This window comes from Actinotignum timonense, from assembly GCF_002860685.3.
GTDB lineage: Bacteria > Actinomycetota > Actinomycetes > Actinomycetales > Actinomycetaceae > Actinotignum > Actinotignum timonense.
On the sequence record NZ_CP136960.1, the window covers coordinates 72,842 to 97,811 of the forward strand.

The following is a 24,970-nucleotide window of genomic DNA, read 5'->3' on the forward strand; positions in this document are numbered from 1 at the left end:
GGATACCGATGTCCGCGTCTTTCTCTTTCACGGCCGGCTTCGCAACGGGAGCTACACAATCCCCGCTGCAACGCCGCATCAGGAAGATGAGCGATTACCCGCGCCAAGAGCGAGTTTTCTCGATAGCCAAGCGGGCAGTGCCTATCGGCGGCGTTTTCCTAGCAATCGGGATCCTTGGTATTCTCGGCACCCTCATCGTGTCATCAGGATCAAACCTTGGTGACTTCATCCCGGAACTCGTGGGATTTTCCGCCAGTCTTATTCTGGGTTTGCTCCTGGTATGGGTAGGTCTAGCTCGCCGATACGGCGTTAATCAGGTAGGCGTATGGTCCCATCTGACTCCGTTTTTCCATCACGACATCCCATACTCTCAGATCACCAGTATCACCACTGCCGGCAATGACGGCTGGAAGGTTTATGGGAACAGCACCCATCTCACCCTCTCCAAAGATGTTTTCGATTACACTCTTGCCTACCTACGGATTCTTGAGGAGCTCAAGCACCGCCGTTTCACCGCCAACAATGTTGAACCCCACGACCCGCGTTGGCCCGAAGCAGCACAAAACCTACGTTATGAACTAGCCGCGGAAACCTACCGCAACCACCGAGGCTACTACGACAGCCGCCCCGCCGAGTTCCAAGCACTGATCGAGCTTTCCGAGGGACGTTAAGAGCCCACGGGGTAACGCCCTACCGCTAATGCGTTGAGCTCCTGCAATTCGGCGGGATGGGAATCATAGTAATTTTGGTGGTTCCGATACGCCTCGGCCGCCAGCCGATTACGCATATCCTGCCACGCCTCCGGCCACCGCGGATCATGGGGCTCGATTTTCCCAACCGTGAAGCGCCGGATCCGCATCTCCTCCAGGATCCGCAGGTAGGCAAGAGTGAGATCGAAAACATTGATAGCTAATCCGATGGGCTTTTTTCGCTTACCGAAGACACCAAAACATACGCCATTAAAAGTAATTCGCCTTATATCCGCGTAGCAGATTTCGCGGTAGAAAAAGGGCACAAACCGAAACCAGAATTTTTGATTATCCACACCAAAATGGCGCTTGTATCCGATCCATAAGAACCACATACATACAAGCATCATGATCGAGCAACAAATAATTCCAAGCGTGGCGTCATCGGGTCTACTTGCTTCGTCAGCCGTTGCCAACACGATTGCGGTGAAAGCCATTAAAACCGTGCCCGGCCACCCAATAGCAAAACAAATTCTAGCTTGTGACAAGACCCGCGGCTCGCGCGGATATTTACTCATTTTCCGCAACGCCCGCTGAAATGAGGGCGCGGCCGCAACCAAAGCGCCTACCGGAAAGGACATGAGGAACCTCCAACTCAGGAGCCGCTGCGGCTACCGTGTTTCAGCCGAATGATCGATTGGACGTGGCTACCGATGCCACGCACCATCCACCACTAACGGTACGATGCGAAGCTCGTCCCGCGCTACCGTGTTTTGCCACACCCTCCACCGAGGCCCGCGCACATAGCAAGTGACCAAGCGCATTGTGATGTTCTCGGTAGCAAACAGCCATTTTCGCCAGTGAGCCTCAGCAGCGGGAACACCCCAAAGCACCACGCTATCGCCAATACCCAGACCGCTACGAGCGAGCTCTTAGCATTCTTGTTCAACACTGCACCACATCACGTCCAGCCACCACAAAGCCATCACCAACCGCCGCCAGCCAACTCTAACCGACCCAGAAAAAGCCCTATATTCCCCGTCCCGAAAAATACCAAAACACCCTCTAGTAAAAATAATTCACACCACCCCAGCCCAATAAACTTCATGCTATAAAAGCCCACCGCAAAAGCGCCGCCTCCAACCACCACCCACCCCAGCCCACTCCCCCAGAAACGGCACAATAACCTGGCAAAACACCCGCACTCTCACCCCGCAAAAACCCGCCACCCCGGCCATTTTTCCTACCAGAACCCAAGCTCAATCTGGTTATAATACCTAATAAATTGAGCACTTACGGTACGTCTTTCCGCGGCTTGGCACCGCCCTTATTCCTACCTCCACGGAACAGACCCCGCCGCGCTCCTTGACCAACAGCATCACAACGAATGGATGACACATGAAGAAATCACTGACAAGCTTCGGGAGCGCCGCCCTGGTGGCCGCGCTCGCCGGGGTGGGATTACTTCTGCCCGCCACGGCCGGAGCTACGAACACCCAGCTCACTTTTAACGTCCGCTCGCTCACGGGCGGCGCGGTCAATTGCCAGGGCGAGGATACCTGCGTGGAGAAGATCGGCGACGTCGCCCACGTGACCTACACGGTGCAAACCACTCCCCTGGTCGTTTCCTCGGACCGCATCCAGACCGCGCGCGGCACCTCCATTTTCGTGCCCGCGGTCCTGGAAAACGTGAAGCTCACTCTCACCAGCGTGCCGGACAAGGCTTGGGAGGTTGCGGAACAATCGGATCCTCGTATTACGACGACGACACCCGTGAAACCCGTTGATCAGCCCCTCCCCGTTATTGAGGTCAAGCGCAACTCCGAGGGTGAGCTCGAATCGCCGCTCAACGGCGGGTTGGTTTCCTCGGATGTGACCAATCCGGAATTGGGCGTCTGGCGAATTCCGGCCGGTACCGCTAAGGCCGGGGATGCGCCGTCGTACTTCGGCTACAACGGACCGGTGAAAAATATGGAGCTGTACGACGAATACACCTTCGGCGTGAACGAGCCCGGGGTGTACACGATCAAGGTGGAAGGCGATGTGACTGTGCAGTCCGAGCTGACCGTGCTGCCGATCCGCGCCACCAATAAGCTCTGGAAGTGCTCTCAGGAAGGCGGCGGGCCCGGGTCGTGGGATGAGGGCTGCCAGCCGCTCACGGATTATGACTGGGGCCAGATGGATGAGCTTCCCAAGTATTCGCTCACGGATGCAGCCACGAATAATTTCCTCGCCGGGCATCACACGCCGGCGGGTCTGACCGGCTCGACCCAGTGCATTGTGACCGGGGAGTCGGGCCGCGCTGACCTCATCGGCACGGATACCGGGGAATCTCAGGCTGTCCATAACCTCTATAGCCAGGTTTTCGCGCTGCGGTATAACCCGGCTGTCACGTACTATTTGAGCGGCGTAAACGAGGACGGCTGTGACCAGGCGGCTGCCGTCGTGAAGGTGTGCGCGAAGCCCGCGCCGGAGGACAAGAAGCCCGGCGCGCCCGATGCCTCCGGTGAGGACGCCCCGATCATCCCGGGCGCGAAACCCACTGCTCCGGGTACGCCTGGCACGCAGCCAACTGCCCCGGGTACTGAGCCCACTACTCCCGAAACGCCCGATAGTGGCACTCCCGGCACCCCGGGTACGCAGCCGACTACTCCGGGCGCCCCGGATAATTCGGAGACTCCCGGTGATCACGCCCCGAGCACTCCGGATGGCGATACTCCCACAACCCCGGGTACCCCAAGCACTCCGGGAATTCCGAGCGAGTCCCCCACTGTTCCGAGTACACCCGGCGACCAGCCGAGTACGCCGAGCACTACTCCAACCACCCCGGGCAACCAAACCCCGGAAACGCCCGGTACATCAGGAACACCTGAAGCACCCGGCACTCCGGCCGGCACACCCGCCACTGAAAATCCCGGCACGAATCCGTCCGAGGGCCCGCAACTGACGAAGAAGCGCACCCAGCCCCAGCTGCAGCGCACCGGAGCCTCGGCCGCCTTTGGCCTGGCAGCTGCCGCGGTCTTGCTCCTCGTGGGCATCCCGGTGGTCACGCGCAGCCGAGCCAAGCGCACGGCATAGCGCGCCTTAACCGCAACGCGGGAGAGGGCCGGTCACCAGACCGCGCCTTCTCCCGCGTTTGTTTTCCGTGCGTCAACCACGTATTCAACCACCCTATTCACAGCGGAGGCACGGAACTTGCCACGAATACCTCACCGCCGCCCCCTTGACCAATGTAGCCTATAGACTACAATTAGGTCATGGAGATGATTTCCAGTAGCTTGTTCGATGCGTGGCTAGACAAGCTGAAAGACAAACACGCACAGCGGCGTATCTTGCACGCAATAGCGAGATGCGAAGCTCACGGAATGATGTTAGGAGATATCAAACCTGTTGGCGGAAAAGTCAGCGAGATGAGATTTCATTTCGGTTCGGGCTACCGGGTGTACTACACGCAGCTAGGTGCAGTAACGGTTTTCTTGTTAGCCGGCGGAGATAAGTCCAGCCAAAGCAGGGACATTCACATAGCGCAAGAACTGGCAAAACAACTCAGGGAGGAACAGCGATGACCAAGGTAACTTTTTCAACTTTCGACGCAAGCAAATACCTTGATAGTCAAGAAGCGATGAACGACTACCTTGCTATTGCTCTCGAAGACGGCGATACAAAAACCGTGCAGGTAGTTTTGCGTGATATTGCCCGGGCCCGCGGCATGAGCCAGCTCGCTAAAGATACTGGACTCAACCGCGAATCGCTCTATAAATCACTGTCAAAAGACGGCAATCCGTCCTTTGCTGCTATCACGAAAATCATGAAAGCCCTCGGACTGAAAATAACGCTCGCTCCCCAAAACGTCTAGTTCCCGGTTACCATCTCGAATCACGCCAGCCCAGGCTCCTTCGATCCGTGTCACGGTTACGTTGTCGTTGCAATCGCGTTATTGGAACGACGACGGCGCTATCCCACTACGCCCCCAGCCACGCAGATAGGCTCAGTACGGAGCGCTAACTTCTCCGACCCGTCAGCGTAAGCAAGCGGAGAAGCACGGATCAGGCTCATGCGCCACGCATATCCTCGCCCGGGCTGGATGGTGCGGAACCGTGGTGGATTCTGCACCCGTTCAGCGTATACAGCAGGAGCCGCCCGCGTAGCGAACGGCCCCAGATACTCCTTCAACATCGTGGTTGATGAGTAATGTCAATCTACCATGCAAAAGGTGGCTCTGGCTGTTTCCACGAATACCTCACCAGCCCGCCCCAGGCGTGCTTGCTTGCTCCACGCCAACACACACCGCAAACCAACCAGCCAATCAAGAGGCACAAACACCAAACCAGAACCACCACCAGAATTCGCGGCCCCGATCATGCGCGTGTTCCCCGCAACGGCGTTCTCCAGGACGATAGCCTCACCAACCCCGGCCTCAACCAGCCGGCAAGCCACCCGCCCAGACCCATACCGGCCAACCACATCCAACTGGTTTTCCTTATCCAACCAATACCCCAACTCCCGACTCCCCTCATGCGGCAACAACAACGCCCGCTTCGTAATATCCGCACGCCGCACCGACTCACGCCCCGCCAGATCACTACCACTCCGGGTAAGCAGTCCCCACCGGTCCTCACCCGGCAAGCTCAGTGTCTCCCACGCGTCACACTCCCAGGAAGCATCCAACACCGCGAAAGACGCACTCCCTTCAGCAAGCATGCGGGCCGCTTGCTCACGCCCACAAGCCCGCAACTCAAAACTAATCCCCGGATACCGTTGCCTCACTTGCCCCATCACACTCGCGAGACTCTCCAGGGCACTAGACTCACGTCCCACAATCACAATCCGCCCGCGTGGGTCATCCACACTATCTCGTATCTCACTCACGGTTTTATCCACCAACCCAAGAATCTGAGTCGAGCGCTCCACCAGATGCCAGCCCGCGGGCGTGAGCTCACTACCCCGCCCGGCCCTTTGAGTGAGCCGATAACCCACTTCTTCTTCTAACAACTGGATACGCTTGACCACAGCCGCTGTGGTACACCCGCACTGACGTGCTACCGCGTCCATCGTCCCCAGCCTCGAATACAATACGAGGGTTTCTAATAACTCAAGCCTCACCACAACACCCGTCTTCTAACACCACAAAAGCCACACGCCCACAGGCCCTACACGCGTTCACTACAAAATGGGGAAACTACGCCGTCTCCACCCAGCGCAAGCAAAACTGCACACTCACCGCAATGAAAACTGCACGGGTAGCGCAAGCAAAACTGCACGGCTAGCACCGCCACAACTGCACGGCTAGCGCAATGGAAATAAGTAGGGGTGGTAGGTAAACCAGTTTCGTACATTCACCTACCACCCCCAGCCCCCTCATACACTCAAAGGGGCTAGCCGACATGGCTCTTATTTTGTTTAGTTACGACGACGCTGCCAGGCGATCAGCCCACCAGCCAGCATGAGCGCAACCGCCAGGCCAGCCATGCCCGCGGTAGTCGCACCAGTCACGGGCAGATTCTTGGTAGTGGCCTTGGGTTTGCCGATCTTCACGGTAAACGAATCCAATTCTTTACCCTTACCGTCATTGACCGTGATGGTGATCTTCTCACCAGGCTTAGCATCCCCATTCGGGGTAACAGTGATACTGCCATCCGGGTTCAAGACCGCACTGCCCGGGCCGTTCACGGTAACCGTGGTGCCAGGAGGCACGTCCCCGCCCTTGTTAGGCACGTCAACCTTCTTACCCGGACCCGTGATCGCATCATCCCAATCCGGGGCTGGTTTCGGCTCCGTAATCGTGACAGTTACTTCGTCGAGGGGGTTGCCTACCTTATCGACCACCTTGACCGTGATCTTCTCACCAGGGGTTGCTCCCTCATTCGGGGTGACAGTAATCGAGCCGTCAGGGTTCAACACCGCAGTACCAGGACCAGTAACCTGAGTTGTCGTGCCCTCAGGCACTTCGCCCTTGCGTTTCTCGATAGTTACCGGGGTGCCCGGGGTCGTAGACCCATCATCCCAATCCGGGGTATCAACCACCTTCACCGGCACAGTAACAACCGGCTTATCGGGTGTCGGATACTTAGGTGTCACCTCAACAGGCGGAGTCAGCTCGCCAGGATTCTTGCCCTCAGGGATAGTGATCGTGACCTTACAATCCTTATCCACCGTCACAACTACCCCGTCAGCGCGGGTTACCGGGCCAGTCGGTTCACACTGGGCCGGGTTATCGGGCCCGTTGATCGGATCAATAATGATCTTCCCGCCCGGCGGGACAGGTGTCGGATCCGGATACGTGGGTACACCGGTACCAGCCATACATACCTTCACCTCGTCCTCGTTCATATCCCGAGTTTGGGTCTCCGTCTTAGAGGTGACGTTCTCGGTGTCAAGCACCCACTTCTTCGAGACACTATCCCACTTATACGGCGTGGTTGTCACAGTCCTGGTCTGGGTGACCTTGCGAGTCTGGCAGTCCTTAGCACCCGCGTCTGTCGAGTCAGTCCATTCGGTTTCTTCAGCCTTGAGGCCGGGGTTCACGGTGCATTCTTGCAACTCGCTATCTGTCATATCCCGAACCTGAGACTCAGTCACGACCCGGGCCTTGTCAGTATCAGCCACCCACGTCTTGGTAGCCGCATCCCACTTATACGAGGTCGTGGTGACCGTGCGAGACTGCTTGACCTTACCGGTCTGGCAATCCTTAGCGCCCTCATCAGTCGAGTCAACCCATTCGGTGTTGTCGATCTTGTCAGCAGGCTTAGGGCTACAGACCTGAAGCTCAGCGTCGGTCATATCCCGAACCTGAGACTCAGTCACGACCCGGGCCTTGTCAGTATCAGCCACCCACGTCTTGGTAGCCGCATCCCACTTATACGAGGTCGTGGTGACCGTGCGAGACTGCTTGACCTTGCCAGTCTGGCAATCCTTCGCACCCTCATCGGTAGAATCCACCCATTCGGTGGTATCGACCTTGTCGGCGGGGCGAATCGCACACGCCATAAGTTCCGTGTCGGTCATGGGCCGGGTTTGAGTCTCGGACTCAACCTTCACCTTATCTGCATCCAAAACCCACGTCTTAGAGACGGTATCCCACTTATAGGGCGTGGTCGTCTTGCTGCGAGTCTGCGAGACGGTCTTAGCCGCGCAGTTCTTCGCATCGCTACCGGTCCCGTCCACCCACTCGGCTGTCTTCACGTCATCGGCGGGTTTGGGGGTACAAACCTGAAGCTCCTCATCACTCATAGCACGCGTCTGGGTCTCAGTCTTCGTGGTCGCGTGCTCCGGGTCAGCAACCCAGGTCTTCGAGCCAGCATCCCACTTGTGCGGGGTCGTGGTCACGGTACGAGTCTGCGTCACCTGCTTAGTGTCACAATTCTTAGCATTCTGGTCAGTTGCATCCTCCCACTCACCCTCAGTCACCGTATCTGCCGGGGCAGGCTCACGGACATACACCGAGAGCGGAGTAGCCTCACTGAACTCAACCTTGCCATCACCAGTCGTCGTGAAGACACCCGCGGTAAACGACGTATTCACGTCACCAACCTGGTTAGCGGTAACGTTCACGGGCAGGGTGCCGGTTGCAGTCGAGGCCAGAGTGCCGGTAGAAACCTTCACCGCCGTCACAGCCGCAAGAGCGGCAGTCTCGGTCGGGCAGGCAACCCAGGTCAGGGTCTTACCCGACTTGTCAGCCGCAAGAGCGGTTGTTACTTGGCCACGATCTTGAGTCGTGCATTGCACCGAAGCATCACCCGGTACTTCACCAACCGATGCGAGGGTTACGTTCTCGGGCACCTGCCACACCAGCTCACCCATGGCATCACCGGTGGTGGCGTTACCCCACGAGAGCGTCAACGGAATGCTCGCGGTACCGTTCTCCAACGTCACGACGTTGTCAGGAGCGCTGGTGGAAACAGACGCGGTGGCCTGCTCAACCAGACCTGTAGTGAACGAGATGCTCTTAGAGCGGCGTACCTCGCTCAGCGGCTGCTGAGAAGAATCTAGGATAACCTTCGTGGTCCCGGTCTGCGGGGACTTCGCCACAACTTGGGCCTGCACTACATAGTTCGGGTTACCATCCACCACCGGGAACGAAACAGTATCCCCAGGAACAGAGCAATCCTCACGGTTCACATCAGCCGCGGCCGGGGTCAGGGTTCCGCTGGTGCCGGGGTTAGTGACTTTCAAACACGCCGGAAGCGTGGCCGCGACCGTGCCTTCGGTGAGGCCATCTTTCGCGGTGAAACCAAGATTCAGGTTACGAACCTGACCAAACAAACCATCCGCCTTATCCCAGGCCGGATTCAAACCAAAGGTCCCATCAACAGCAGTAAAATACGAGGAGTGATAACTCGCCGTTACCGACTCGTTCGCAACGACTTGTCCGTCAGCAGTAACCATGAAGCGTATAGGCAACTGCGTACCTATAGCCGATGTATCACCAACGGAGCGGATCATGCTCATATCGATGCGAGAAGCGTTTTGGTTATTTAATTGAGGCAAGGAGATCGGCCATCTTCCTTTAACCCGCACCGCTTTTACATCGCTCATGTCTGTAGCGTCACTACTCCAGCCCTCTGTCCCATCCCCAAACATTCCGCAGGAGAAACCATCAGCCATGGAATCAGCGTCACCGCGATAATACTCAGCAGGCTCGTTCTCAACCTTCACAACATTAAGTTGGTCAGGTGGGAACATGGCACACAAGGTAGCGTGCTTATTTTTCAAATTACCGGAGTTTGGGAACCAAGAGGCGAAAGTAATTCCCACTGGCTGTTCTTTCGAGATTGCATACCCCGGAGCGTAATAATCCGGCGTTTTCCACTGATTATGAATTTCCGAGTGAAGAACAGGCTGGGAGGCATCAATAACAGGACGTGTGAACGGTTCAGTTGCTGAGGTAATCGGGTATTCCGCTCCGCTGAGAGTGGTGGCGTAGATTTGCGCTTTGCCAAGCGTAATAGCCGTGTCACCGGTGGCTTTGTCTGCAGGGACAGTGTAATACAGTTTTACGAAAGCAATAATATTTCTGTTCCACGCCCGATCCATATAGTCTCTGATCGGCCAAGAGGACGCCGTCAGATCAGCACCAGTAACAGTAAATACTACTTTCCCATCCGTGACGGTTACTTCACCGCATTCGCCGCTATTGCGGAGAGAAGAATTGTCCGGATGACTACCATATTTTTCACGCGGGTAGCCCCAAACCCTATCTGTTGCGCACGTGAAAATCGTTCCTTCAGGAGCGGTCACCGGAATCTCGACACGGTAGTCTCCACTTAATGCCTCCAAGCCCTTATTTAACCCAGAGTCCGGACGAGGCGATTCGATGTGCACAACCGAGTGAGAATTAATATTCCCGCTGATAGTTTCCCAGCTGGCTTTTGCAGTAATACCGTCCATACTGGCGGTGAAGTCTGGTTTTGCCGACATCGTTGTCGACACCTTATTCGAAGTAGCACCACCAGCCGTGAACTGGAGCGGGATCACCGAGCCATTCGCAGCCCGGCGCACAAACACCTTCACCGCCGACTTCACGGACTGCCCAGCCATACCCGTGAGTTCACAGCGAAGCGTGTTCTTATTCTGGTAGGTCAGGTCATTAGAAATCGCCTTGCCGGCATTCTTACAAAACGAATCAGAACCCGGAGCAAACTCCACACCAGCAGGGAGCTCCGCCTCGAGCGTATAGTCACCATCCTTGGTGACCTGCCAGGACACCTCATAATCAACAGTATCCAGCGAACGCACAATGTTGTTCTTTGGGCCGCTGTCCTTGCCCGGCCCATCATCAGCGGTGAACTCGGGGGTACCATCAGCCACAACCGCGACCACAAGGTCCTTCACCGTATGCTCGGCCGCAAAGCTATAAGACGCTACCCCCCCCCCGTCACAACAGCGAGCGCAGCAACAGACGCCGCAACCCGTTTCCCAATCTTGAACATCAAGACAGCCTTTCTCAGTCCTTTTTCAAGCAAACACAATGTTCGCTTCGTTATCCCGCCACCAGAAAACCAGCGAGATCTATCCCTTCTCGCAAAACTTTTCTAGCTTGGCACGAATAGCCACGTGTGAGTGGCCTTCAATCACATACCTTAACCGATTTCCTTGCATATTTGTTAAGAGAAAGACACCACTATTCACGCATCGCCGCCCGAACCACCGCCAGATCACCTACTCACAAGCCACTGACCTGCATCTTTACACATTTTATTATGCAAGCACCCGGTTCGCCCGTTGCATCCGGTTCACCCGACTCGTCTACTCCCACGCCGCTACGTCACACCAACAGCCACTTCGCGCGAATGGTGTTTCTGAAATATGTGTTACATCGGAGCCCCCGGCAGGACTCGAACCTGTGACCTGCTGTTTACAAGACAGCTGCTCTACCAACTGAGCTACGGAGGCAATTCTTGCCCGGCACACCCACCGAGCAAGGAACCAGAGTTTATCATGCCAGAATCCCCCCTCTGGAACAAATAGGGATCCCGGGAGCTAGCACCCAGCGGGGCGGCGCGAAGCGGCCGCCCCGCTGCGGCGTCGTCGTACCGAAAGGGCACGCGGCGCCGAGGGCACTACTTGAGGGCGTCGAGCGCGGCGCCGAGCTTGCCGTCAGTCCAGTCCGCCACCTGCTTGCCGTTGAGGAGCACGGTGGGGGTGCCGGTGAAGCCGTCGGCGCTGAACTGCTGGAGCGACTGGCCCAGCAGCTCGGAGTACATGGCGGGCTTGCCGTCCCCAACGGAAACGTCCGCGATCATTTGCTCGGCTTCGGCATCGGTGAGGCCAGCCTTCTTACCGAGTTCGGCCAGCTGCGCGGTTTGCGGCACCGGCACCTTTTCCTTCGATTCGAAGAGCGGGGCCGTCATCGCGAAAATTTCGTTGTGGTAGGCCGCGAAAACATCGGGGCGATGCTCGGCCACCCACAGCGCCGAGGCCGAGGCAGTGTGTGAGAATTCGTACTGCGATTCCACCACGAGCGGGTGGTAGACCAGCGTGATTTCGCCGTTCTTCGCGCGCTGGGTGAGCTCCTCCGCGTAGGAGGTTTCCAGGCGGTTGCACCACACGCACAGGTAGTCGAAGTAAATATCAACCACCGGCTTGCCTTCGTTCACGGTGCCCGCCGCCAGCGAGCTGCCCACGCTCACCCCCACATCCGGAGTCACGTTTTTCGGCAGCTGCGCGGTGACCTTCGGGGCGGGGCGCTCGGCCAGCGCGGTGGCCGGAGCGCTCGGGTACGCGGCCGCGGAACTTTCCTGCGAGGCCGGGGCGCCCGCATCATCCTTCTTATTCGAGAGGATGAACCACACGGCCGCCGCGATGAGCGCCACCACCACAACAGCCGCCACAACCGCGAGCGCGCGATTGCGCCGCGCCCGCTTCTTTTCCTGTTCCTGGAGCCGGGCCGCCGCCGCGCGCGCGGTTTCACGCCGCTGCGCCGCGGAGCTTTGCCGGTTATTCTTCTGAGTCTGTGCCATTCACTTTCCCTCGGTTACGACGACGCGCCTGCGGCCAGCCGGCCACTGCGCCTTTCACCCTGACTTTAACATGTCAATTATCGCCGCTTTCCCTGGGAAAAGTGAGGGCCGGCCGGGTGACATTGCCCGCGCGGGAGGTTTGGTGGAGGTTTGGCGGGCTGCGCTGCCGGGTGCTCCGGCCGTTTAGCGCCCCGCGCCGCCCACAATATCCTCGACCATCGTGACCAGCGGTTCGCCGAAGTACCCGAAGCTGAGCGGGGTATGCGCGGGCACGCCGAGCACCCCGGAGAGCGCCAGGAGCGCGAGTGCGGCCGCGCCGGCGGCCAGCACCACAGCCCAAAAGGCCCGGTATGGGCGGGTGGGGGCGAGCTTGGCGAAGATGACCGCGCTGCCGCCGCGCGCTATCCGCCCGCTCGGGCCGAGCCAGGAGATTCCCACGCCCGCGAGCGCCGCCACCGTGCCCGCGCCCGGGCCGGTGAGCCCGCCCAACCGCGCCGCCACGTAGCCGAGCGTAACCGCGAGGAGCCCCACGCCGTGTAGCGGAATCACGCTGAGGGAGCTTTCCGCGAGGGTGAGCGGGGCGCGCAGAATTTGGCCCAGGTGTTCGCCGCGGAACGGCCCGCCTTCTTCTGCACGACGCCGCCGCAGCCGCGCTGCGTTCCGCTCCGCAAAGGCCAGGCACACCGTGACGAGAGCATATCCCACATATCCGGCGATCTGCCAGGCAGCCACCAGCGCACATAGCAACCCGCCCAGCACGAAGCTGAGGACGGGGGTGCGGCGAGGCGGGCGGGCCCACGGCGGGAGCGGGGCGGGTTCTAGCGGGGCGGGTTCTAGCGGTGCGGCGCCCGGATAGGGTGCGGCTTCTGGCTGGGAAGCGAAAGGTGCGGCGGGGCCAGGTACGGCTTGCTGATAAGCGCTGGCTTCCGGATAGGGCGCGGTGGCGGGCGCCGCAGGGCCCGGCGCGGCTTGCTGATAAGCGCTGGCTTCCGGATAGGGCGCGGTGGCCGAGCCGGCGTAAATGGGTTGGGGCCAGGTTTCCGGGAACGCACTGGGAACGCTATCCGTGGCGTTATAGCTCGGCGCCGCCGCCCCGGGAAGGGCCGCCGGCACGGTTGCATCCAGCTGGGTGGGCAGGGCGCGGGGTGCGGTAGCGGCGTCGTCGTACCATGAAACCGGATCCGCAAGGGCCGCAACTACCTCATCAATCCCCCACCGCTGCTCTACCGGCTCGGCAAGCGCGGCGCGCAGGGCGTGGGCGATGCGCGGCGGCACGCCGGTCACGTCCACGTCCCCCTCGAGGACGCGACGCATGATCACCGCCGGGTTCGCGCCCGGGTAGGGATCGTGACCGGTGGCGGCGAAAGCGATGACCGCGGCGAGCGCCCACAGGTCAGCGGCTTCGTCTGGAGCGTGGCCGCGCAGCACCCGCGGATCGAGGTAGCCGGGAGTGTGGGTGACCGCGCCGGACATGGTGAGGCGGCTATCGCCACCCGTTTGCGCGATGCCGAAGTCAATGAGGACCGGGCCGTTCGCGCCGAGCATGACGTTCGAGGGTTTGAGATCGCGGTGCAGCACCCCGAGGCGATGCACCGAGGTGACCGCGGCGTGCAGCTGGCGGGCAAGGGTAACCAATTCCGCGGGCGGGTAGGGGCCGTCCACGCGCACGTCCTCCGCGAGAGTGGGGCCTTCCACCAGCTGGGTGACGATAAAAGCATCCTCGTCATCCGTTTCGGCATCGAGGACTTCGGCAACGTAGGGCCCACGCACCCGCTGCAACATCGCAACCTCGCGGCGCAGGCGTTCGCGCCCGGCCGCCCCATCCACGGCCGCGGGGTGAAGGAGTTTCAGGGCCACGCGGGTGCCGGCGCCGTCCACCGCCTCGTAGACCGTGGACATGCCGCCGAAGCCAATGCGCCGCACCAGCCGATAGCCACCAATTTCCTCCCGCATACCTCAAAAATACCGAAGTGTGCCGGCCCGCGCATTTTTAGCGGGAATTCACTCTCGTATTCCCGTTCCTGACGTGGCATAATAGTGGATGAGCGTGTCAATGCCGACCGCTATAACTGATGGAGAATTCCCATGGCTTCTGTGTCACTCGTCAATGCGACACTGTACTATCCCGATGCGCCTGCGCCAGCGGTGGACCACGTGAATCTCCATATCAACGACGGCGAATTTTTCGCCCTCACCGGCCCGGTCAGCTCCGGAAAATCCACGGTTTTACGCATGATTGCGGGGCTGGAGGATGTGGATTACGGGTCGGTGCTGCTGGACGGTGAAGATGTGACCGCGCTGCCGCCGTCCATGCGCGATGTAGTGATCGTATTTCAGAATTACGCCCTGTATCCGCATATGACAGTCGCGGATAATATGGGCTTCCACCTGAAAATTGCCGGGGCGGACCCAGATGATATCGCCGCGCGGGTGGCGCAAGCGGCAGATATTTTGGAGCTCACCGAGTTCCTGGACGCGAAACCAGCCCAGCTCACCCGCGCCGAACGCCAGCGGGTCTCCATGGGGCGGGCGGTGGTGCGCCGGCCCCGAATTTTCCTCATGGATGAGCCGCTGAAAAATATGGATGTGGAAATTCGCGATGAGATTCGCGAACAGATTGCCGTGCTTCAGGAACGCACCGGCATCACCACGGTGTACGTAACAAACGATCCGCGCGAGGCTTTCAGCTGCGCCCATCGGGTGGGCGTTATGGTGGATGGCGCCCTCCAGCAGGTGGGGACCCCCGCGGAAATTCTGGCGGACCTCACTCCGCCCGTGCGGGCCTTCCTGGAGGAAGCCGGGATGGTGGAGGCGGGGGCGCTGGTTGATGGCGCGCTCGTAGACGGCGCGCTCGTGGCGGAGAACCCGAGCCCCGCACCGGCCTAGCGCGCCCGCGCGCCGAACTACCCGAGCGCGCCCGAACGCGCCGGGCTCTCGAGCTTTCGGCTACGATTAAGCCGCAGCTACTCCCGGAAAGGACACTCATGCGATCCTCGCTATCCATTATGGCGGCTAGCGTTGAACCTGATCTCCTCGATCTGCCGTGGAACGTGGCGCTCGAAGAGTGGCCGCGCGATCTCATCGCTGCGCTCCCGCGCGGTATTTCCCGCCACACCGTGCGTTTCGTGCGACTCTCCGGGCGGATCATCGCCATTAAGGAAATTTCCGAACTGGTGGCGGTACGCGAATACGAACTGCTGCGCACCCTCAAGCGCCTCGGGGCGCCCTCGGTGGAACCGGTGGCGGTGGTCTCCAAACGCACCGACGCGGAAGGCAATGCCCTCAACGCCTGCCTCATCACCGAGCACCTCCCCTTCTCCCTTCCCTACCGCGCGATTTTCGGGCAGCAACACCGGCGCGCCACCATCGCCCAACTGATTGACGGTCTAGCTGTGCTCCTGGTGCGGCTCCATCTCCTCGGATTCTTCTGGGGTGATGTATCGCTGTCGAATACCCTCTTCCGCCGCGACGCGGGAACTTTCGCCGCGTATTTGGTGGACGCGGAAACCGGGGAGCTTTACAGCCCCATCACCCAGCGCAAACGCGAATACGATATCGACGTGGCCCGCACGAATATTATTGGCGAGCTCATGGACTTGCAGGCCGGCGGGGTGCTTCCCGAAGATTTCGACACCATCGGGGTGGGCGATACGTTCTCGGATCGCTACTTCGAACTGTGGGAGGAAATCACCGCGCAGGTGGCCATCGGCCCGGATGAAAAGTGGAAGGTCACGGAGCGGGTGCGCCGCCTCAACGACCTGGGCTTTGACGTGGACGAGATCGCTATCGATTCCGGCCCGGACGAAGACCGCCTCCTCATCCAACCCAAGATCGTGGAAGCCGGGCACTATTCGCGCAAGGTGTGGCGCCTGACCGGCCTGGATGTGGAAGAAAACCAGGCCCGCCGCATCCTCAACGATATTGACGAATATGCCGCCCTCCACAATAAGAGCGGCAAATCCGATATGATGATCGCCCACGATTGGCTCGCGGATGTTTATGAGCCGACCGTGGCCGCGATCCCGCCCGAACTCACCGCGAAACTGGAGCCGGCCGAGCTCTTCCACGAAATCCTGGAACACCGCTGGTTCATCTCCGAAGACCAGCAGCGCGATGTGCCGCAGGCCGAGGCCGTGGCCTCCTTCGTGGAGAAAGTGCTGCGCCACCGGCGTGACGAATCCACCTTCCTGGACGGGGAAACCGGGGAGATTCCCGCGGTCACACCTTAGGCCGCGCTGTTCTCCGTGAGCTCCTTAATAACCAGCTCCGCGAGCTGAATAGTATTGAGGGCCGCACCCTTGCGCAGGTTATCGGCCACGCAGAAGAAGGCCAGCCCGCGCCCGCCCGGCACCGAAGGATCGCGGCGGATGCGCCCCACGAAGCAGGGGTCCTTGCCAGCCGCATCGAGCGGATTGGGCAGGTCCACCACTTCTACACCGGGAGCACCTTTGAGGAGCTCGATTGCAGCTGCGACGTCGACCTCCTTCTCAAATTCCGCGTTGACGGACATCCCGTGCGCGGTATACACCGGCACGCGCACGCACGTTCCGGCTACCGCGAGGTCCGGGATGCCGAGGATTTCGCGCGATTCGTTGCGTAGTTTTTGTTCTTCGTCGGTTTCGCCGCTGCCGTCCGCGGCGAGGTTCCCGGCAAAAGCGACCGCGTTGAAAGCGATGGGAGCCCGGTACACCTCAGGTTCGGGCAGTTCCACGGCGTGCCCGTCCAAGGCGAGGGCTTCCACATCCCCGCCCAGCGCGGCGCGCACCCCGGTGGTTAGCTCGTGCACGCCCCGCACCCCGGAACCGGAGACCGCCTGGTAGGAGGAGGCGATCAGACGAGTGAGCCCGTAGGCATCGTGCAGCGGCTTGAGGATGGGCATCGCGGCCATGGTGGTGCAATTCGGGTTGGCGATAATGCCCTTGGGGCGGCGCGCGATATCCTGCGGATTGACTTCGGATACGACGAGCGGCACGTCCGGGTCGCGGCGCCACGCGGAAGAATTATCGACGACGACGGCACCGGCCGCAACGAACTTCGGCGCGTAGGTGCGCGAGGCATCCCCGCCAGCGGAGAACACCGCGATATCAATGCCGGCCAGGTCAGCGGTGGCAATATCTTCCACCACGATGTTGTTGCCGCGGAAGGGCAGTTCGGTGCCGGCTGAGCGCGCCGTCGCAAAGAACCGCACCCGGTCCACCGGAACGTCGCGTTCTTCCAGCAGGGCGCGCATAACCCGCCCGACCTGCCCGGTTGCTCCCACTACTGCCAAGGTGATGCTCATCGGCCTGTCCCTCCGTAAACGATTGCTTCTTCGCTGGCATCCAGCCCGAAGGCGGTGTGGACCGCGCGGGCGGCCGCGTCTAGCACATTCGGGTCTACCACCACGGAAATGCGGATTTCCGAGGTACTGATCATATCCACGTTCACGCCGTTATCCCCCAGGGTTTTGAACAGCTTGGAGGAGACGCCGCTGTGGGAGCGCATGCCCGCGCCCACGATGGAGAGGATGCCGATTTCGGAGCTGACGGCGATGTCTTCGAAACCGAATTCGGCCTGGTTGGCGCGTAGCGCGGCGACGGCGAGGTCCACCTGATCGCGGGGAACCGTGAAGGAAATATTGCTCAGGCCCACCCGGGTAAGCGCGGTGTTCTGCACGATCATGTCAATATTGCAGTCCGCTTCGGCCACACAGGAGAAGATTTTCGCGGCGGATCCGGGAAGATTGGGCACGCCCGTGACCGAGATTTTGCCCTGGTTGCGGTCGTGTGCCACTCCGACGACGACGGCGTCTTCGTATCCGCCCTGTTTCGCGGTTTCTTCCACTATCCACGTCCCTTCGTTCTCGGAGAATGATGATCGTACGTGCAAGGCCACATTGAATTTCCGGGCGAATTCCACCGCCCGCAGGTGGAGCACTTTCGCTCCGTGTGCCGCTAATTCTAGCGTTTCTTCGTAGCTGAGTTCGCGGCGTTGGCTGGCCGCGGGGACGATGCGCGGGTCCGCGGAAAGCACGCCATCCACGTCCGTGTAGATTTCGCATACGTCCGCGCCGAGGGCGGCGGCGAAGGCCACGGCGGTGGTATCGGAGCCGCCCCGCCCGAGGGTAGTGACGTCATTGGTGTCGTTCACGCCTTGGAATCCGGCAATAATGGCGACGGCGCCGTCTTGCACGGTCCGGAAAATGCGTTCGGGAACGATCCCGGTGATGGAGGCATTGCCGTAGCGTGCATCGGTGTGCAGGCCGGCTTGCTGGCCGGTGAACGAGTGCGCCGCGACGCCTTCGTCATTGACGGCCATGGCGAGGAGGGCCATGGAGATGCGTTCCCCCGCGGTGAGGAGGATATCGAGTTCCCGCGCGGGCGGGTTATCGGTGACGTTGTGGGCGAGGTCCAAGAGATTATCGGTGGTGTCTCCCATGGCGGAAACCACAACAACGACTTTGTTTCCGGCTTTGCTGGTCTGGGCAATTCGTTTCGCCACTCGTCTGAGTCCGGCGGGATCGGCGACCGAGGATCCCCCGAACTTCTGCACGATGAGTGCCACATTAACTCCTATTTTTCCGAGACTTACTAATGGTAACTGGAAGCGCGGGGCCGCCTGCGGGGCTTTCCGAGATTTTCAGGTGAGATTGTTCTCCTGCTCGGTGCTCTTATGAGCGAGATGCCGCATTATACGAAGCGTCGCTTTGTGCGAAGTACCGCTTTGTGCGAGGTGCCTCATTGGGGCGGTGCGCTGTGCTTTACGGTGATCCCGGACTGAGCTGTTTAGTTGTGCTCGCCGTGCGTTTCCGCAACTGGGGCGGAAGGCGTGGTGCCCGGAACCACCGAGGGCATTCGTCTCGTGTCTGTCATGCCTGTTCCGGGCGTGCTCGTGGTTTCCGTGCCCGTGCCGGGTGTGTTCGTGGTGCCCGTGCCGGTGGTTTCTGTGCTTGTGGTGGTGGCGGTTGTGCCGCTGGTAATGCGGGTGCGACCTTCGAAGGCGCGCGAGAGTGTGATTTCGTCAGCGTATTCGAGGTCTCCACCCACGGGGAGTCCGGAGGCGAGGCGGGAGAGCGCGATTCCGATGGGGGTGAGGAGGCGGATGAGGTAGGCCGCTGTGGCATCGCCTTCAATATTGGGGTCGGTGGCGATAATGACTTCGGTGACGCGGCCATCTTGGAGCCGGGTGAGGAGTTCGCGGATGCGCAGGTCTTCCGGGCCGATACCTTGGATGGGGTTGATGGAGCCGCCTAGCACGTGGTAGCGCCCGCGGTATTCGCGGGTGCGTTCGATGACCATGATGTCTTTGGCTTCTTCGACGACGCAGATCACGGCATCACTACGCCGGGCATCTGAGCACAGCGAACAGATATCAGCTTCGGTCACGTTGCCGCAGATCTGGCAGAAGTGAACCCGTTCCTTGACCCGGAGCATGGCTTCCGCGAGCGCCCGCACTTCAGGTTCTTCTTGTTCGAGGAGGTAGAAGGCAATGCGTTGGGCGCTTTTCGGGCCGATGCCCGGCAGGCGCCCGAGCTCATCAATGAGCTCCTGCACGGCGCCGTCATACACCCCCGCCACTACATTCCTCCTTGTGCGGTATCAATTTCTTCAACGATGGTTCCCGAGAGCATTTCCACCACAACTTGCAGACCGACAACATTGCTCTGCTCGATTGTGGGATCATCCAAGGAGACATCATCCTCCTCAGTAGAATACCCCACCCCCGCCTGCGGCGCGGAATTATGCGGGCTGTTCGGACCGGCTGGCGCGGAGCTGGCCGGCGCAGCGGGTGCATTGACACTGGGCCCAGGGCCCGTGGCTCCCCTACCGCCGGGCGCGCTCCCCGCAGGCGCGTTGCCCCCCGCTGCTCCGTGGCGAAGCTGGCGTAGGTGTTCCCGGGCGTCATAGGTGGGGACTTCCTGGGTGCGCTGCGGCGGGCGCGGGATATGGAAATCCTGCGTGGGCTCAGGTGCGGCTGGCTGCCCCGCAGCTACCTGCCCTGCTGCGGGCTGCGCCGCGGCGAGTTGGCTGCCACCTAGTGCCGGACTTCCCGGGGATGCCGGCATATCGTTCGGGCCGGCGAAAGGCTGCGGCATGGGCATGTTTTGAAGATAGAAGGGAATCTCCCCGCCAGGGTTAGCTGATCCGGGGCTAGCTGATCCGGAATTAGCCGGGCCAGGGCTGGCCGCGCCAGAGCTCGCATTTCCGGGCGCGGCTTGTTGCCGGCTGGGCGGGTAGTCTTCCGCGTCATCCGGATCGGAGAGTTCTTCAGGTTCAGGCCACTCATCATCCGCGGCCGCGCTACCTGCACCGCGGACTGCTTCCTGCCGTGCGGGTGCACCGGCAGCGCTGGCGGGAGCAGGAGCAGGAGCGGCCGCCGCGGTGGCGGCATTAGCTTTTGGGTGGGCACCACCGCCATCGGGACCGCTCGGGCGCGGCTGAGCTGTAGCTGGCGATTGGGGATTCTCCGCAACCGTTGCGTTAGCCGGCTGACCCGCGCTACCCGGTTGCCCCGGGGCATCGGCCTGCTGAGGGGCCGCGGAAATAACCCGCACGGTGACCGGAACCGAGGTGAAATGCGAAAGGTGGGCACTCAAACGCTCCACATTCCGCGGATCTTGGAGGGCGCCGAGCACCTTCTCCGAAGAAAACTCCAGGGCAACCTGGTTTCCCCGCGAGCCGAGCACCCTGGTAGGCCCGGAGAAAATCGCTTGGGCGAAACGCCCGGATGAGGCTACCTCCGCCCACCGGGCCGTGAGCTCGGCAGCGTGATCCGGCCCCGATTCCTCCGGAGCGGCCACCCGCTCCACACTACCTTCGCGCGGTTGCTGCACTGCTGGTTCACCGGCTGGCTGAACCGCCTGCTGAGCCGGGTGTTCTTCCGCTTGCGGAGCACGCTGCTGCGCGGGTTGCTCCACCGGCTGCGCGGGTTGCTCCAGCGGCTGAGCTGCAGCTGGCGCCGCGGACGATTCCTTAGCCTGTTGAGGAGCGGGCTGGGTGGGAGTTGCGGCGTCGTCGTTCTGTACCGGAACGGAAGTAACAGGCTGCGGCGCAGACGCAGCCGGAACGCTAGCAGAACCCGGAACTACCGGGGCCCCGCGCTGCGCTGCGGCCGCAGCGGCGGCTGCCCGGGCCTTTTCCCGCGCAATATCCTGCGGCGATTTCCGCGCGTTTCCACCACTTGCCGCGGGTCCAGTAACGGGGCGCGCCGCGCCGCTTTCCCGCGCCGCGCCACCGGAACCGCTCCCCGAAGGCGCCGCCCCGCTGCCGGGAAGCAAAAGCCGAGCACAGAGCAATTCCAGTTGTAAGCGCGGCGAGGTAGCGCCCACCATCGCGGAAAGCGCCTCGTTCGCACGCTCGGCACTTTCGGTGGCGCGCGCCACCCCCAAAGCCTGCGCCTGGGTGCGCATAGCGGCCAGCTGATCCTGCGGTAATTCACCCAAAGCGTCCGCCGCGGCATCCCCCGCCAAATCGATGACGATCAGATCGCGCAGGCGCTGGAGCAGATCTTCCACGAAACGGCGCGGTTCGTGCCCGGCACCGATAAGTTCTTCGACGACGCCGAAAAGCTGGCTGCCCGAACTTTCGGCAATGGCGGTGACCGCGCGATCCAGCAAGCCGCTATCCGTATAACCCAGCAGCGCAACCGCCTGAGAATACGACAGCGTGGAGGTTTCCGAACCGCCCATGAGCTGGTCCAAAACCGAGAGGGAATCACGCACCGATCCCCCGCCCGCGCGCACCACCAAACCGAGCACCCCCGGTTCCGGAGTGATGCCTTCCTCCGCGCAGATTTGCGAGAGGTATTCCTCCATGCGCGCCGGGGAGACCAGGCGGAACGGATAGTGATGAGTACGCGAGCGGATAGTGCCGATAACTTTTTCCGGCTCCGTAGTGGCAAAAATGAACTTGATATGAGCCGGAGGTTCTTCCACGAGTTTGAGCAGAGCGTTGAAACCCTGAGTGGTGACCATATGGGCTTCGTCAATAATGAAAATCTTGTAGCGATCCCGGCTAGGGGCAAAAGCCGCGCGTTCGACCAGGTCACGGGCATCATCCACCCCGCCGTGGCTGGCCGCGTCCATTTCTACCACGTCCAGCGAACCGGGGCCATCCCCCGCCAGTTCCCGGCACGAGGCACATTCCCCGCACGGCGTATCCGTGGGCGCCTGCGCACAATTCAGGCAGCGGGCAAGGATGCGCGCCGAGGTAGTTTTCCCGCACCCGCGCGGGCCGGAGAAGAGATAGGCGTGCACCGTGCGCTCCCCGCGCAACGCAGCCATGAGGGGACGAGTTACCTGCTCCTGGCCGATAACATCTTGAAAACGCTCCGGGCGATACCGCCGATACAATGCCATGCTCACGAGTATCAGTCTACGGGGTACCTACGACACGAATCACGCGCGCAAAAAACCTGTGGATACAAGATGGTAGATACAAGACGCCCCACGCACCCGCCAGAGCCCGCATACCCTTGCTGCCTTCCGGCCCTGGGGGAGTTTTGCAAGATGACGCCACGTGGGGAGTCAGGTGCCAGTCTAAACGAGTTCGCGGGGAATGCAAAACACGGGGAGAAACACGGGGAGATCCCCCGGCTTCATTTTCACCATTTTTTGTGTCGGAGGCCCGCGGTACACTCTCTAGCGTGAGTGGGCGGTCCCCGCGATGGCGGGAGTATCGCCGTCGTCCACAACAACAGGGAGAATCAATGGCTTTCCTTACCGAAGATCTATTGGAAACACTGCGCTCGCGGGCGGCGGCGGTGGATGCCGCCAATGAATTCCCGCGTGAGGACTACGAAGATTTGAAGCAGGCCGGCTACTACGGCGCTTTTGTCCCCAAGGAATACGGCGGGGCCGGCTTGAGCTTGGTGGAGATTTGCGCGGAACAGACCCGTTTGGCGAAGTACGCTCCAGCCACTGCGCTGGGCATTAATATGCACCAGATTATTGTGGGGCTCGGCCGCCACCTGGTGCGCAACGACGTAGCCGCCGGGGAAAAGATTCTGCGCGAAGCCGCGGCCGGTAAGCTGTTCGCTTTCGGTATTTCTGAACCTGGTAATGACCTGGTGCTTTTCGGTTCGCTCACCCGGGCCGAACGCGATGAGGCGGGATACCGGCTGTACGGCACCAAAGTTTTCACGTCCCTCGCGCCCGCGTGGGATTACCTCATGACTTTCGGCGCGCTCAAGGATGACTCCGGGGTGCGTGACGTTTTCGGCCTGGTTGAACGGGGCGACGGCGGCTTCGCCATCAAGGACGATTGGAACACCCTCGGGATGCGGGCCACCCAATCCAATTCCACGGTTTTGGACGGCGCGCTACTTCGCGATGAAAACGTGCTGGGGATCGTGGCGCCGGGCCCGAATAAGGAACCGGTTGTTTACGGCATCTTCTCCAATTTTGAGATTCTGCTCGGGGCCACCTACCAGGGCATTGGTGAACGCGCCATTGAGGTTGCGGTGGAGCATGTTAAGAAGCGCCGCTCGGTCCTCCACAATGATGTTTACGCAAATGATCCCGATATTCGCTGGCGCATTGCGGAAGCCGCGCTCACAATGAACGCGGTGGGTCCGCAGCTACGCGAACTGGCCGCACATATTGACAGCGGGGAGCTGGGCGGGGCGGATGAATACCCGCGTTTCTCCGCGGCCAAGAATGCGGCGGCGGAAGCGTCGCTGCGCACCGTCGAAGAATGCATCCGCGCCTGCGGGGGAAGCTCGTATTACGCAGGTCATGAACTTTCGCGGCTCTACCGCGATGTGCTGGCCGGGCTTTTCCAGCCTTCCGATCAGGAATCGCTGCACAGTTCCTGGGCCAGCCTGGTGCTCGGGCCCGTCACACGTAAGGAGAACTAGCCCCAGAAATCAAGGAGTATCTATATGAGTGAATCCGTACCCGAAGTTTCTTACAGCGCGGTTCCGGGCAGCTCGGTTTCGTCTAGCGCAGTTTCGGGCAGCTCACTTTCCTACAGCGCGAACGTGGATCGCGCGCTGCTCGGTGATCTTCCCTGGCAGCCGGCGCTTGAGCATCTGGATTTGCTGGCCGCGCCGGTGGCGGCAGGTTTGCAGGCCGTTGCACAGAACCATCCTGAACTGGGCGCGCAAGCCCTGGTCACGGAGATTGATCCGGAGTTCGCGGATACCGAACCGATGACGGAGCATTACGGGCTCGATTTGGCGGTGTCGTGTAATTGCGTGCTGGTGGCCGGCAAGCGCGAAGGTGAGGAACGGGTGGCTGCCTGCGTGGTGCGGGCAACTACCCGCGCGGATGTAAACCACGTGGTGAAGAAGTTCCTCAACGTTCGCAAGGCTTCGTTCTGGCCTACCGAGCTGGCGGTGGAAGCTTCGGGTATGGAGTACGGCGGGATTTCCCCGGTTGGGGTTCCGGCCGCATGGAATCTCCTGATTGATGAGCGGGTGGCTGCCGGGACGGCTCTTATCGGCTCGGGGCTGCGCCGCTCGAAGCTCGTGGTGCCGGGTGCGCTGCTCGCGCAGCTACCCGGCGCGCACGTGCTGAGCAACTTGGCGATTGAGTGATCGGCGATCAGGTAGTTGGCAATCGAGTAATCGGTAATCGAACTGACTGGCGACTGAATAATCGGCGATCAAACTAACTGGTGATCGAATAACGTGGGCATCACCTCATCATGCTGAGTGGTGCTCATGCCCGAATCTACGCTAAGCTGTACAGGCAGTTTAAAACTGCCCTGGAGGATTCGCCTAGTGGCCTATGGCGCACGCTTGGAAAGCGTGTTGGGTGCAAGCCCTCGGGGGTTCGAATCCCCCATCCTCCGCAATAGGTTTAGCCCCCAAGCCGGACAATCGGCTTGGGGGCTTAGTTTT

General features: G+C 60.8%; 16 protein-coding genes, 2 tRNA genes, 1 other RNA gene and 1 pseudogene. 9 read left to right on the forward strand and 11 right to left on the reverse strand.

Annotated elements, in window-relative coordinates:
- Positions 1-8: 8 nt before the first annotated feature.
- Entirely contained in the window at positions 9-671 is a 663-nt protein-coding gene (locus tag CYJ17_RS00270) for a hypothetical protein (RefSeq protein WP_101595432.1), read from the forward strand.
- Here CYJ17_RS00270 and CYJ17_RS00275 read toward each other — a convergent pair.
- Positions 668-1,330, reverse strand: a complete 663-nt coding sequence (locus tag CYJ17_RS00275; RefSeq protein WP_143231844.1) for a hypothetical protein — start codon at positions 1,328-1,330, stop codon at positions 668-670. The two genes, CYJ17_RS00270 and CYJ17_RS00275, sit on opposite strands and share 4 nt — an antisense overlap.
- 757 nt (positions 1,331-2,087) lie before the next feature.
- Here CYJ17_RS00275 and CYJ17_RS00280 point away from each other — a divergent pair.
- The 3 genes from CYJ17_RS00280 to CYJ17_RS00290 all read left to right on the forward strand — a co-directional run bounded on the left by CYJ17_RS00280 (position 2,088) and on the right by CYJ17_RS00290 (position 4,545).
- Entirely contained in the window at positions 2,088-3,767 is a 1,680-nt protein-coding gene (locus CYJ17_RS00280) for a hypothetical protein (protein WP_159454987.1), read from the forward strand.
- A 179-nt stretch (positions 3,768-3,946) separates the two neighbouring features.
- Positions 3,947-4,255: a type II toxin-antitoxin system RelE/ParE family toxin gene (locus tag CYJ17_RS00285; RefSeq protein WP_087070345.1), complete on the forward strand. Its 309-nt coding sequence runs from the start codon at positions 3,947-3,949 to the stop codon at positions 4,253-4,255.
- Positions 4,252-4,545: an addiction module antidote protein gene (locus CYJ17_RS00290; RefSeq protein ID WP_087070344.1), complete on the forward strand. Its 294-nt coding sequence runs from the start codon at positions 4,252-4,254 to the stop codon at positions 4,543-4,545. The genes CYJ17_RS00285 and CYJ17_RS00290 overlap by 4 nt, the downstream gene beginning before the upstream one ends.
- Positions 4,546-4,883: 338 nt before the next feature.
- Here the strand turns inward: CYJ17_RS00290 and CYJ17_RS00295 are convergent, their stop codons facing one another.
- The 5 genes from CYJ17_RS00295 to CYJ17_RS00315 form a co-directional block, all read right to left on the reverse strand.
- The gene (locus CYJ17_RS00295; RefSeq protein WP_087070343.1) at positions 4,884-5,795 is read right to left on the reverse strand and encodes a LysR family transcriptional regulator; all 912 of its coding nucleotides are present in this window, start codon (positions 5,793-5,795) and stop codon (positions 4,884-4,886) included.
- Between the two features lie 294 nt (positions 5,796-6,089).
- Positions 6,090-10,520 carry an Ig-like domain-containing protein gene (locus CYJ17_RS00300; protein ID WP_145989819.1) on the reverse strand — a complete coding sequence of 1,477 codons (4,431 nt, stop codon included), beginning with the start codon at positions 10,518-10,520 and terminating at the stop codon, positions 6,090-6,092.
- A 488-nt stretch (positions 10,521-11,008) separates the two neighbouring features.
- A tRNA-Thr gene (locus CYJ17_RS00305) sits at positions 11,009-11,081 on the reverse strand.
- Positions 11,082-11,248: 167 nt separating this feature from the next.
- Positions 11,249-12,148 (reverse strand): DsbA family protein, encoded by a 900-nt coding sequence (locus tag CYJ17_RS00310; RefSeq protein WP_087070341.1) that lies wholly within the window; start codon positions 12,146-12,148, stop codon positions 11,249-11,251.
- 183 nt (positions 12,149-12,331) lie between these two features.
- Positions 12,332-14,101 carry a serine/threonine-protein kinase gene (locus CYJ17_RS00315; RefSeq protein WP_087070340.1) on the reverse strand — a complete coding sequence of 590 codons (1,770 nt, stop codon included), beginning with the start codon at positions 14,099-14,101 and terminating at the stop codon, positions 12,332-12,334.
- Positions 14,102-14,233: 132 nt separating this feature from the next.
- Here CYJ17_RS00315 and CYJ17_RS00320 point away from each other — a divergent pair, with 132 nt between their 5' ends.
- Both CYJ17_RS00320 and CYJ17_RS00325 read left to right on the forward strand, forming a co-directional pair.
- Positions 14,234-15,034 carry an ABC transporter ATP-binding protein gene (locus CYJ17_RS00320; RefSeq protein WP_087070339.1) on the forward strand — a complete coding sequence of 267 codons (801 nt, stop codon included), beginning with the start codon at positions 14,234-14,236 and terminating at the stop codon, positions 15,032-15,034.
- 98 nt (positions 15,035-15,132) lie between these two features.
- Positions 15,133-16,377, forward strand: a complete 1,245-nt coding sequence (locus CYJ17_RS00325) for a DUF4032 domain-containing protein (protein ID WP_087070338.1) — start codon at positions 15,133-15,135, stop codon at positions 16,375-16,377.
- On the opposite strand, the gene CYJ17_RS00330 is transcribed toward CYJ17_RS00325, so the two are convergent.
- From CYJ17_RS00330 to ffs, 5 genes and pseudogenes are all read right to left on the reverse strand, one after another.
- The gene (locus CYJ17_RS00330) at positions 16,374-17,429 is read right to left on the reverse strand and encodes an aspartate-semialdehyde dehydrogenase (RefSeq protein WP_087070337.1); all 1,056 of its coding nucleotides are present in this window, start codon (positions 17,427-17,429) and stop codon (positions 16,374-16,376) included. The two genes, CYJ17_RS00325 and CYJ17_RS00330, sit on opposite strands and share 4 nt — an antisense overlap.
- A complete protein-coding gene (locus CYJ17_RS00335; RefSeq protein ID WP_087070336.1) occupies positions 17,426-18,691 on the reverse strand; it encodes an aspartate kinase in 1,266 nt (421 codons plus the stop codon). Before CYJ17_RS00335 ends, CYJ17_RS00330 begins: the two co-directional genes overlap by 4 nt.
- Positions 18,692-19,098: 407 nt before the next feature.
- Positions 19,099-19,704, reverse strand: a pseudogene (recR, locus tag CYJ17_RS00340) (recombination mediator RecR); the annotation flags it as partial.
- Positions 19,704-22,484: a DNA polymerase III subunit gamma and tau gene (locus tag CYJ17_RS00345; RefSeq protein WP_307886509.1), complete on the reverse strand. Its 2,781-nt coding sequence runs from the start codon at positions 22,482-22,484 to the stop codon at positions 19,704-19,706. The pseudogene recR and the gene CYJ17_RS00345, both read right to left, overlap by 1 nt.
- 76 nt (positions 22,485-22,560) lie before the next feature.
- An RNA gene (ffs, locus tag CYJ17_RS00350) (signal recognition particle sRNA small type) lies at positions 22,561-22,657 on the reverse strand.
- 177 nt (positions 22,658-22,834) lie between these two features.
- On the opposite strand from ffs, the gene CYJ17_RS00355 reads away from it, so the two are divergent.
- The 3 genes from CYJ17_RS00355 (at position 22,835) to CYJ17_RS00365 (ending at position 24,921) form a co-directional block, all read left to right on the forward strand.
- Positions 22,835-23,983 carry an acyl-CoA dehydrogenase family protein gene (locus CYJ17_RS00355; protein WP_087070333.1) on the forward strand — a complete coding sequence of 383 codons (1,149 nt, stop codon included), beginning with the start codon at positions 22,835-22,837 and terminating at the stop codon, positions 23,981-23,983.
- A 24-nt stretch (positions 23,984-24,007) separates the two neighbouring features.
- Positions 24,008-24,664: a YbaK/EbsC family protein gene (locus CYJ17_RS00360; RefSeq protein ID WP_234984457.1), complete on the forward strand. Its 657-nt coding sequence runs from the start codon at positions 24,008-24,010 to the stop codon at positions 24,662-24,664.
- A 172-nt stretch (positions 24,665-24,836) separates the two neighbouring features.
- Positions 24,837-24,921, forward strand: a tRNA-Ser gene (locus CYJ17_RS00365).
- Positions 24,922-24,970 lie beyond the last annotated feature (49 nt).

Coding starts and splice junctions, on each gene's coding strand:
- CYJ17_RS00355 (WP_087070333.1), top strand. CDS start 22,835: ATGGCTTTCCTTACCGAAGATCTATTGGAAACACTGCGCTCGCGGGCG.
- CYJ17_RS00280 (WP_159454987.1), top strand. CDS start 2,088: ATGAAGAAATCACTGACAAGCTTCGGGAGCGCCGCCCTGGTGGCCGCG.
- CYJ17_RS00325 (WP_087070338.1), top strand. CDS start 15,133: ATGCGATCCTCGCTATCCATTATGGCGGCTAGCGTTGAACCTGATCTC.
- CYJ17_RS00320 (WP_087070339.1), top strand. CDS start 14,234: ATGGCTTCTGTGTCACTCGTCAATGCGACACTGTACTATCCCGATGCG.
- CYJ17_RS00290 (WP_087070344.1), top strand. CDS start 4,252: ATGACCAAGGTAACTTTTTCAACTTTCGACGCAAGCAAATACCTTGAT.
- CYJ17_RS00270 (WP_101595432.1), top strand. CDS start 9: ATGTCCGCGTCTTTCTCTTTCACGGCCGGCTTCGCAACGGGAGCTACA.
- CYJ17_RS00285 (WP_087070345.1), top strand. CDS start 3,947: ATGGAGATGATTTCCAGTAGCTTGTTCGATGCGTGGCTAGACAAGCTG.
- CYJ17_RS00345 (WP_307886509.1), bottom strand. CDS start 22,484: ATGGCATTGTATCGGCGGTATCGCCCGGAGCGTTTTCAAGATGTTATC.
- CYJ17_RS00310 (WP_087070341.1), bottom strand. CDS start 12,148: ATGGCACAGACTCAGAAGAATAACCGGCAAAGCTCCGCGGCGCAGCGG.
- CYJ17_RS00315 (WP_087070340.1), bottom strand. CDS start 14,101: ATGCGGGAGGAAATTGGTGGCTATCGGCTGGTGCGGCGCATTGGCTTC.
- CYJ17_RS00360 (WP_234984457.1), top strand. CDS start 24,008: ATGAGTGAATCCGTACCCGAAGTTTCTTACAGCGCGGTTCCGGGCAGC.
- CYJ17_RS00330 (WP_087070337.1), bottom strand. CDS start 17,429: ATGAGCATCACCTTGGCAGTAGTGGGAGCAACCGGGCAGGTCGGGCGG.
- CYJ17_RS00275 (WP_143231844.1), bottom strand. CDS start 1,330: ATGTCCTTTCCGGTAGGCGCTTTGGTTGCGGCCGCGCCCTCATTTCAG.